Source organism: Vibrio sonorensis (assembly GCF_001854765.1).
Lineage (GTDB): Bacteria > Pseudomonadota > Gammaproteobacteria > Enterobacterales > Vibrionaceae > Vibrio > Vibrio sonorensis.
In genome coordinates this window covers 20,402-30,541 of the sequence record NZ_LJJE01000091.1, presented here as the reverse complement: position 1 = coordinate 30,541, position 10,140 = coordinate 20,402, and the positions used below count along the sequence as shown (strand labels likewise).

The following is a 10,140-nucleotide window of genomic DNA, read 5'->3' as shown; positions in this document are numbered from 1 at the left end:
GAGTTTGCTATGATGCGCTCCGCACTTGAGTGATGTGTTGGGAAAACAAAACTTAAGTATAAAAATACCCTGGAGGGGTTCCCGAGTGGCCAAAGGGAGCAGACTGTAAATCTGCCGGCACTGCCTTCGATGGTTCGAATCCGTCCCCCTCCACCATATTCAAACTTGGTTTTTCGCGTTGGGAAAACAAAAACTAAGTATAAAAATACCCGGAGGGGTTCCCGAGTGGCCAAAGGGAGCAGACTGTAAATCTGCCGGCACTGCCTTCGATGGTTCGAATCCGTCCCCCTCCACCATATTTTAAGCCAGCTCATCGAGCTGGCTTTTTTGCATCTGTAAGCGGCTAAAATTAAACCAATAAAAAAGGCCTTACCTAAATAAGACCTATAAGGGGGTGATGCCATCAATCACTCGCCATCAGTTATCGACTAAAATGACTTTTGTCTCGTATGGACGAAGGATTTGGTGCCTTGCCACACCGATACTATGTTCATAGTTACCCAAGATCACTCGTGCATCACTCAAATCAATATCTGTAGGCAAAACACATTCTGCTTCTTCGCCATAGTAGTTGTTTAGACAGATCAATGTTTGCTTGGCATTGGTTCTTTGGTAGGCAAAAATCGCTTTGTCTTGCGGTAGTAAGTCTTGATACTGACCATCAGTGATCACGGGTATTTCTTTGCGAAGTTCTATTAACTTTTTGTAGAAGTAAAATACCGAATTTTTATCACTTACCGCCTGATTAGCATTAATTTCACTGTAGTTCGAAGCAACTTCCAGCCAAGGTTCTGCTTTAGAAAAACCGGCATATTGAGTGCTGTCCCACTGCATAGGCGTACGAGAGTTATCGCGGGATTTTTGTCTCAATATCGCGAGCATTTCCTCACAATCAACACCCTGACTTTCGACCATAATTTCATACATATTAGTACTTTCGACATCTCGGTATTGCGCGATACTGGTGTAGCCCGGATTGGTCATCCCTATCTCTTCACCCTGATAGATATAAGGCGTGCCTTGCATCATATGCACACTAGCCGCTAGCATCTTTGCCGATTCCACACGGTATTGTTGGTCGTCACCTAATCTGCTTACTACGCGTGGCTGATCGTGATTACACCAAAATAGCGCCCCCCAACCTTTGCCGTTTAATCCGGTTTGCCAATGGTTGAAAATCTTCTTTAACTGAATGAAATCAAACGGCCCTGTCGTCCATTTATCTCCGTTTGGATAATCCACTTTTAAGTGGTGAAAGTTAAACACCATGGACAGCTCTTTGCCGTCCAGTGACGAATATTGCTGACAATGCTCTAAGGTCGTCGAAGACATCTCCCCAACGGTTACACTGCCGTACTTCTGAAATACAGAATCACTGATCTCTTGTAGGTACTCATGCACCCGTGGACCATCGGTGTAAAAGCGTCTTCCATCACCGGTATCATCATCAGCAAAATCTTGCTGTTTGGAGATAAGATTGATCACATCAAGGCGAAAACCATCGACACCTTTTTTAGCCCAGTAACTAATAATGCCCTTCACTTCCTCGCGAACTTTTGGATTCTCCCAATTGAGGTCAGCTTGCTGCTCTGCAAACAGGCGAAGATAGTATTGGTTGGTTGCCTTGTCTAATGTCCACGCGCTGCCACCAAACTTAGATTGCCAGTTGTTTGGAACCCCGCCATCTATTGGATCTTTCCAGATATAGTAGTCGCGATATGGACTACTCAAGTCACCTAACGCGCTCTTAAACCATGCGTGTTCTGTAGAAGTGTGGTTCACTACAATATCCATGATCACTCTGATACCGCGCTCATGGGCTAAAGCCAACAGCTGCTCAAAGTCATCCATAGTGCCAAAGTCGGGATTGATCTCGAAATAGTTAGAGATGTCATAGCCGTTATCCACCATCGGTGACTCATAAACTGGCGTTAGCCATATTGCGTCAATACCGAGCTTGTTGAGATAGTCCAACTTAGAAATGATACCCTGAATGTCACCCGTACCCTTTGCACCACTGTCGCAGAAACTCTTGGGATAAATTTGATAAACCGTTGCGGTTTTCCACCAATTCGCATCTTGATTTACGCTTGTCATGGAAGTAGCTCACTTACCGATAAAAATTGAAGAATAAAAAGTGAAGCGGCCAATCCGGCGACCGCTTCAAAAGGGGTGTTATGCATTTGCCGGTTCAAGCTCTCCCTTAGCTTGAGCTCGCTTGTAAAAGAAAAGTGTGAGTACAGCGGGAAGTAAGATAGCGACCAACATCGCAAGGCCAAATACGCCCCAGAATTGTGGCTGAATAGACAGAATACCCGGTAGACCACCTACACCGATGCCGTTGGCCATAACACCAGCACTACCACATACGGCCGCCGCAGCAGCACTACCAATCATGGCGCATAGCATAGGGAACTTGTATTTTAAGTTAATACCGTACATTGCAGGTTCAGTGACACCAAGGTAGGCAGAAATCGCTGCGGGAACAGAAATATCTCGTTCACCGTGTTTTTTACTGATGATGATAATACCAACCACGGCGGAAGCCTGTGCGATGTTAGAAAGAGCAATCAATGGCCAAATTGGTGTGCCACCTAGCTCTTGCATCAATTGAAGATCGACAGCGTTCGTCGTGTGGTGAATACCGGTAATGACAAGTGGTGCGTATAAGAAACCAAACACCATAGAACCAAGCACTGCAAAGTCACCTGTCATTGCCGCTTTGGCCGCAAATGCCACACCATCACCTAGAACACGACCAAGTGGGCCGATAAGTGAATGAGCAAGTACCACCGAAAGAATGATTGATACAAACGGTACCACGACTAAATAAAGGTAAGACGGCACTATGCGTTTTAGATTAGTTTCGATAAACGCCAAGGCCATACCTGCCAACATCGCAGGGATCACTTGTGCTTGATAACCCACTTTTTCGATAACAAACAGGCCGAAGTCCCATACCTCTGGCACTTGTTTACCAATCAGATAGGCGTTCATCAACTGCGGAGACACCAAGGTTACACCTAAGGTAATACCTAGTATTGGCGTTCCCCCTAACTTTTTCACTGTTGACCAACACACACCCACGGGTAGGAAGAAGAAAATCGCTTCACCAATTAACCATAAGAACGAGTGGACCGTCGCCCAAAACTGACTGATTTCAGTTAGAGACTGGCCGTCAAACATCTTGATGTCACCGATAACGTTTCGAAAACCAAGGATCAGACCACCGGTAATGATAGCTGGAAGAAGAGGTACAAAGATTTCAGCAAGGTGGGAAATACCTCTTTCCAGTATGTTCATATTTTGACGGGCAGCTTGTTTGGCTTCGTCTTTACTCGCCGCGTTTTTACCCGTAAGTTCGATGAGCATTTTGTAAACCTCATCGACTTCCGTGCCAATAACCACCTGAAATTGCCCTGCGTTAGTAAAACAGCCTTTTACCAAGCTCACTGTTTCCAGCGCTTTGGTGTCTGCTTTACTTGTATCATTGAGTACAAAACGCAAGCGGGTAAGGCAGTGACTCACGCTAGCAATATTATTGCTGCCACCAACCAGTTCTATCAGACGTTCAACGTCCTGTTTCGCAATCTTGCTCATAATCAAGTCCACCCTATATGGATTGTAGTTCTGAATATGTTTTTATAATATGGGAACATTCCCATTTGTGGTTTTTATGATGTCAGACAATGATAAAATTAAAAATGGGAACAGTCCCATTTATTGAGAATGATCACAGAGTGTTTTTTATTCGACGAGAAATCAGAAACTTAGTCGCGGATAGGTTTTTGGGTAAGATGAACGACTTCAGTATCACCATTCAATTGAGAGATCAGCAAGTTAGCCGCTCTCTCACCGACTTGGACGTAACCGGGATCAATGCTAAATACTTTAGGAAACAGGAAAGAAAGCAGTTCATTTCCCCCTACTCCTGTCACAATAACATCTTCTCGGTTTAGCTCTTGCAGGCGCTTAATAACCCCCAGAGCCAAGGTATCACTGGCACAGACAATAGAGTCTGTTTCTCGCTCCAGTACCTTATCAACCAAGGTATACGCACTTTCATGATGAAGGTGACCGGTTTGATAATTCGGGTTATAGCCTTGTCGCTCACACCATTGCAGATAAACCTCTAAACGCAGTTTGCCCGTAGTTTTATCTGAAGGGTCAACACCAATATAAGCGATATGCTCACGTTCTTCTTCAATCAGGTGAGCGATAGCTTGCTCGATAATACCTTGATTGTCATAGTTAATTGATGACACTTTATCGGTATCCATCGCGACCACTACGGCGCTATGTTGCCAAGGTGCGAGTTTCTCTACATCAAAGTCACTAAAGCCAAACACAATCACACCATCCACCTTACGGCGAGCGAGTACGTCTAAGTGCTCATTGGTTTTCTGGCGATCAAATTGGCTTTCCATAATCACCGCATCGTAACCAGAGCGATATAGAGTCTGAAGCAGACTACCAACCACGCGATTTTCCGAAGGAGAATCCAATCGGGAAATGATCACCCCAACTACCTTTTGACTGCCACCACGCATGGCCTGAGCGACTTAGAGGGTATGTAACCTGACTCTTGAATCACCTGTTCCACTTTAGCTCGCGTCGCTGGTTTTACTTTGGGATCATTCGTCAGAACACGGGACACGGTAGACTTGCCGACACCCGCCAGTTTCGCGATATCTAAGATGGTCAGTTTTTTAGTCATAAGAGTTGAGAGTTACCTTTGAGAACAAGCGAATATACGTTATTGGCTTTTCTACGAGTTGTAAATCTTTGTACGAGTTTAAGCCGTCGAAAACAGACTTACCGCATTGTTTTGCGTAACCGTATTTTTTTATAGTAAAAACGCTCCCAAAGGAGCGTTAAAAAGTCTCAATTAAGCGAATGGTATCAAGCTAAATACGAAGGTACATCGGCAATACTATCTAATACCGTGGTGGCGAGTTGTTCGCCTTTATCTGTCACTGCTTTTCCAGTTCGAACCAAAATCCGCGTACCAACACCTGCCGCTTCGGCTGCCATCATATCTTCGGCTTTATCACCAACCATCACCGAGTTGGCCATATCAATTTTTAGATGGTCACGAGCTGAGATAAACATACCCGGCTGTGGCTTTCTATTACCACAGTCGACTTTGTACTCTCCGATCCCATGCTCTGGATGATTAGGGCAATAATAAAAGCCATCAAACTCAACACCGTTGTCGATAAAGTTCCAATCCATCCATTGAGTAAGAGATAAGAAGCGGTCTTCGCTAAACAGACCGCGAGCAATACCTGACTGATTGGTGACTAATACTAGTATGTACCCCATCTCTTTGAGTTTTTTAGTGGCTTCAAACACCCCTTCAATAAACTCAAAATCATGTTCATCATGCACATAGCCATGATCGACATTGATAACGCCATCACGATCTAAAAAGACTGCTCGTTTTGCCAAAATTGCTTACTCGCTTTTGTTTTCACTTCGATGATTATTATACTCAAGTCCCTTTTAGATGCTAGCTAAGCCATCGAATACAACTCAATACTTGTAAAGGTCACACCCCCCTTAAAGCAGCTTAGCTATATATAATTCCAATTTGTTTAGATTTTAAAATGCGTTTAGACGTCTAGACGTAAAAATATCTATTGACTTCGATTCTGGAAACCCATAGCATCGACTACGAAATGAGACATTGCTCAATATAATATTCTGTTAAAGCCAAGGCTTTTCAGACAGACAGGCAACAAAATGATCGATATCAGACAAGTTAATAAGGTGTTCTATCAAGGCAGCAAGGAAATTCTTGCCCTGAAAGATATCAACCTTAACGTCCCAGAAGGACGTATTTTTGGTGTAATTGGTTCTTCAGGTGCAGGGAAAAGCACTCTGATCCGCTGTGTAAATATGCTAGAAGCGCCAACTTCGGGCTCTATCATCGTCGATGGTACAGACCTCACAAAACTCTCCAAATCAGAGTTGAGTAAAGCACGCCAAAATATTGGGATGATTTTCCAACACTTTAATTTGCTGTCTTCTCGTACCGTTTTTAACAACGTTGCACTGCCGCTAGAGTTGGCAGGCAAAGATAAAGCGCATATCGAACAGAAAGTAACAGAGCTTTTAAAGCTTGTGGGCTTGGCAGATAAACACGAAAGCTACCCAGCCAATCTAAGTGGTGGTCAAAAGCAGCGCGTGGCAATCGCTCGTGCACTGGCATCAGACCCTAAAGTACTGCTTTGTGATGAAGCGACAAGCGCACTTGATCCTGCAACCACTCAGTCCATTCTTGAACTGCTGCGTAAAATCAACCGCAAGCTAAACATCACCATACTGCTTATTACCCACGAAATGGACGTAGTTAAGAGCATCTGTCACGAAGTGGCGATCATTGGTGATGGCGAGCTAGTTGAAAAAGGCACGGTTGGCGAAATTTTTGCTCACCCTAAAACAGAACTGGCTCACGAATTTATTCGTTCCACCCTAGATCTTTCTATTCCAGAAGATTACCAAGCACGCCTTCAAGAGACTCGCGTGGAAGGAAGTTACCCTCTTGTACGTCTAGAGTTTACCGGTGAAACCGTGGACGCTCCGCTGATGAGTCAAGTGGCACGCAAATTTAATATTGATATCAGCATCCTCAGCTCAGATTTAGATTACGCTGGCGGTGTAAAGTTCGGCATGATGGTGGCGGAACTATTTGGTAACGAAGAAGACGATAACGCAGCGCTACAATATCTGCGCGATAACAAAGCAAAAGTAGAGGTGCTCGGTTATGTCCTTTAATACAGTATCTGAGTGGCTAAGCCTCAACGGCGACCTTTTAATTGGCGCAACTTGGGACACGCTATACATGGTTGCCGTGTCTGGGGCTGTGGGTTTCCTATTCGGTATTCCCCTAGGTGTTATTTTGCACACAACTAAAAAGGGTGGCCTGCTAGAAAACACTAAGTTAAACAGCATTTTGGGCGCCATTGTGAACGTTGGTCGTTCCGTACCATTCCTAGTGCTTATGGTTGCCATTATTCCCGTAACCAAACTACTTGTTGGCACCTTTATTGGTACAACAGCAGCAATTGTTCCACTTACTATTGGTGCGATTCCATTTGTTGCTCGCCTGATTGAAGGTGCGTTGTTAGAAGTTCCATCTGGTTTGGTTGAAGCCGCTCAATCAATGGGGGCAACACCGACTCAAATCATTTCTAAGGTATTGCTTCCCGAAGCACTGCCTACCATTGTGAATTCAGTGACCATCACTATGGTAACTCTGGTCAGCTATTCAGCGATGGCCGGAACCGTTGGTGGCGGTGGTTTAGGAGATGTAGCAATACGCTATGGTTTCCACCGTTACGACGTTGTCATTATGGCAGTAACCGTTGTGATGCTGATTGTTTTAGTACAGATTATCCAATCGATTGGTGACGCTATTGTTCGCCGCGTGGATCACAGATAACACTAGTCTTTGACTTTATAAGGAGATAGTCATGAAATTTAATTTAAAAGGTCTGCTAGCCATTGCAGCCGCCGCTTCTGCTCTTGTACTTTCTGGTTGTGGCGAAAAAGCCGCTGATACAAGCAAAATCAAAGTTGGTGTTATGGCTGGTGCTGAAGCTCAAGTAGCTGAAGTTGCCGCTAAAGTAGCAAAAGAAAAATACGGTCTTGACGTTGAACTTGTTACCTTTACAGATTACGTAACGCCAAATGCTGCGTTAGACGATGGTTCTATCGACATCAACGCATTCCAACACAAGCCATACCTAGATCAGCAAGTCGCTGACCGTGGTTACAAACTCACTATCGCTGGTAACACTTTTGTTTACCCAATTGCTGGTTACTCTAAGCAAGTTAAAGCAGTATCAGAGATCCAAGACGGCGCTCGTATTGCAGTTCCTAACGACCCGACTAACCTAGGTCGCTCTCTGCTTCTGCTTGAGCAACAAGGTCTTCTGAAACTTCGCGAAGGTGTTGGTCTACTAGCGACAGTACGCGATATCGTAGAAAACCCTAAAAATATCACTATTGTTGAGCTAGACGCTGCACAACTACCTCGTTCACTAGATGACGTAGCGCTATCAATCATCAACACTACATACGCTAGCTCTATCAACCTAACTCCTCAGAAAGACGGCGTATTTGTTGAAGATAAAGATTCTCCATACGTAAACCTAGTTGTTGCTCGTACAGAGAACGTACAAGCTGAAAACGTACAGAACTTCGTTAAAGCTTACCAAACTGACGAAGTTTACAAAGCTGCTTCAGAAATCTTCCAAGGCGGCGTAGTTAAGGGTTGGTAATCCACCCTAGCTAACAGCAAAAAATTTAAAGGCTAACCAGTTGGTTAGCCTTTTTCTTATTATTAACTTTTTTCTACTCGTTCGAGATACCACTCTCCAGCACAAGTGATGTTGTCTACCGACCAACGCCCCTCAATACGGTTATCCTTGCTTTGCCGTTAAAGTGATAGACCCACATAGGATTGTTGTCTTTAAGCTCGATATGCCCCCATTCATTGACGGTACCGCGCAGCAAAGTGTTATTATAGGCGAGCGTAAACGACACCTCTCCTTCCTTGATATCACCATAGATTGAAGTCGGTGAGCAAATGGGATTATTGTTCTCGTTAATTCGGCGTCCTTTCCACTCTCCATCAAAGTCTAAACTAATGGATTTCGGTGGCGGTTCAAAGCAACCCGCCAGTAATAATAGTGGCGTGATAGCGAGTATTTTGTGCATAGTTCCCTTCCCTTTTAAAGAGCACTTATCATCACAAATCATCTGAGTGAGTGCGAGTAAGATTAACAAATCTTAATCTTCAATAAGAGAAACAGGAAAAATTTGCGATGCACGTTGCAAGGGACAAACAAGAAAAACTCACTCATACAAAACAGGATAAGGTTAATAATTTCAAAATCTTATTGAAACACAGTCATTATGAGCATAAGCTCCTTCGCCCTTTCCGTCATGTAATTTCCTACGAGGTTTAAATATGATCCCTATTAATAGTTCTGTGGTATCTGGTATCGCACTCTCCGAAGTAGACGGCGAAATGAAAATGTTACTAATGAAACGCGTTAAAGGCGATTTCTGGTGTCATATTGCAGGTTCAATTGAACAAGGTGAAACTGGATGGCAAGCCATTGTCCGCGAGATTGAAGAGGAAACTCAGATTAAAGCAGTTGACCTATACAACGCACAGTATTTGGAACAGTTTTACGAGCAGAGACTCAATCGAATCGATATTGTTACGGTGTTTGTTGTGCAGTGCCCACCTAATCAAGCCATCACTCTAAATGAAGAGCACACCGAATATCGATGGTGCAACTTGGCCGAGGCTAAAGCATTAGCCCCATTTCCAAATCAGCACAAGGTGTATGAACACATCTGGACTCACTTTGTCGAAAGAAAAGCAAGCGATCTCTATCGAGTAAACCTCGTATAGTTTTACAACTCGCCCATTGATGTGGTTAGCTAGTCGGACAGTTATCATTCAAGAGAACACGCTATGCGCTTTTTATATGTAATGGACCCTATGTGTGGCTGGTGTTATGGATTTAGGCCAGAACTAGAAGCATTTTTAGCTAACCATTCAGGAATAGCGGTTGATTGGATAATGGGTGGGCTTGCTCCTGATGCCACACAACCGATGGAAGAAGGTCTTAAACAGACTATCTCTTCGTATTGGCATCAAATAGAAGCGCGTACTCAGGTGGCCTTTAATCACGACTTCTGGATGTTAAACACTCCATATCGCTCAACCTACCCCGCTTGTCGCGCGGTCATAAGCGCACAAAAGTTAATTGAAGATGGTGCGCCAAAAATGGCAAATGCGATTCAAGCAGCCTATTACCAACAAGCGAAAAACCCATCGCTGCAAAACATACTAGCTGAGTGTGCTCATACTATCGGTTTAGATAAAACGGCGTTTTTAAGCTCACTTGAATCGACTGAAACAGAGCAAGAATTGCAGCAGCATCTCGCTATATCTCATCAACTACAAGTCTCTGGATTTCCATCTCTGTTCTATCTCGACGATAACAACCACGCTCACCCTTTGGCTTTGGGGTTTTGTCACCACAAAGACTTAGAGCAGCGCTTTAGCCAACTCCAGTCCAAGTAACGGAAGCCTCATCAGCTCTCAAAGACAAA

At 44.1% G+C, this 10,140-nt stretch carries 9 protein-coding genes, 2 tRNA genes and 1 pseudogene; 7 read left to right on the top strand and 5 right to left on the bottom strand.

All coding sequences use genetic code 11. From position 1 onward, the window contains the following. Positions 1-71: 71 nt before the first annotated feature. A tRNA-Tyr gene (locus tag BLO31_RS15360) sits at positions 72-156 on the top strand. A gap of 55 nt (positions 157-211) precedes the next feature. Next, positions 212-296 (top strand) — tRNA-Tyr (locus BLO31_RS15355). A gap of 121 nt (positions 297-417) precedes the next feature. On the opposite strand, the gene treC is transcribed toward BLO31_RS15355, so the two are convergent. The 4 genes and pseudogenes from treC to gmhB all read right to left on the bottom strand — a co-directional run bounded on the left by treC (position 418) and on the right by gmhB (position 5,451). Beyond that, positions 418-2,097 carry an alpha,alpha-phosphotrehalase gene (gene treC, locus BLO31_RS15350; RefSeq protein ID WP_070968572.1) on the bottom strand — a complete coding sequence of 560 codons (1,680 nt, stop codon included), beginning with the start codon at positions 2,095-2,097 and terminating at the stop codon, positions 418-420. 78 nt (positions 2,098-2,175) lie between these two features. Next, positions 2,176-3,600, bottom strand: coding sequence for a PTS trehalose transporter subunit IIBC (treB, locus tag BLO31_RS15345; RefSeq protein ID WP_070968568.1), 1,425 nt, complete (start codon positions 3,598-3,600; stop codon positions 2,176-2,178). Positions 3,601-3,770: 170 nt separating this feature from the next. Continuing rightward, positions 3,771-4,717, bottom strand: a pseudogene (gene treR / locus BLO31_RS15340) (trehalose operon repressor TreR). A gap of 185 nt (positions 4,718-4,902) precedes the next feature. Continuing rightward, a complete protein-coding gene (gmhB, locus tag BLO31_RS15335; RefSeq protein WP_070968565.1) occupies positions 4,903-5,451 on the bottom strand; it encodes a D-glycero-beta-D-manno-heptose 1,7-bisphosphate 7-phosphatase in 549 nt (182 codons plus the stop codon). Between the two features lie 294 nt (positions 5,452-5,745). Here gmhB and metN point away from each other — a divergent pair, with 294 nt between their 5' ends. The 3 genes from metN to metQ are packed head-to-tail and all read left to right on the top strand — an operon-like array spanning position 5,746 to position 8,288. Then, complete coding sequence (gene metN / locus BLO31_RS15330) at positions 5,746-6,780, top strand: methionine ABC transporter ATP-binding protein MetN (protein ID WP_070968562.1); 1,035 nt, start codon at positions 5,746-5,748, stop codon at positions 6,778-6,780. Then, entirely contained in the window at positions 6,770-7,447 is a 678-nt protein-coding gene (locus BLO31_RS15325) for a methionine ABC transporter permease (protein WP_070968559.1), read from the top strand. The genes metN and BLO31_RS15325 overlap by 11 nt, the downstream gene beginning before the upstream one ends. Positions 7,448-7,478: 31 nt before the next feature. Continuing rightward, positions 7,479-8,288, top strand: coding sequence for a methionine ABC transporter substrate-binding lipoprotein MetQ (gene metQ, locus BLO31_RS15320; RefSeq protein WP_070968555.1), 810 nt, complete (start codon positions 7,479-7,481; stop codon positions 8,286-8,288). A 115-nt stretch (positions 8,289-8,403) separates the two neighbouring features. Here metQ and BLO31_RS15315 read toward each other — a convergent pair whose 3' ends face one another. Beyond that, positions 8,404-8,727: a hypothetical protein gene (locus BLO31_RS15315; protein WP_070968552.1), complete on the bottom strand. Its 324-nt coding sequence runs from the start codon at positions 8,725-8,727 to the stop codon at positions 8,404-8,406. 253 nt (positions 8,728-8,980) lie between these two features. On the opposite strand from BLO31_RS15315, the gene BLO31_RS15310 reads away from it, so the two are divergent. Then, positions 8,981-9,433, top strand: a complete 453-nt coding sequence (locus BLO31_RS15310) for an NUDIX hydrolase (RefSeq protein WP_070968548.1) — start codon at positions 8,981-8,983, stop codon at positions 9,431-9,433. Positions 9,434-9,496: 63 nt separating this feature from the next. Continuing rightward, positions 9,497-10,111, top strand: coding sequence for a DsbA family protein (locus BLO31_RS15305; RefSeq protein WP_070968544.1), 615 nt, complete (start codon positions 9,497-9,499; stop codon positions 10,109-10,111). Positions 10,112-10,140: the final 29 nt, after the last annotated feature.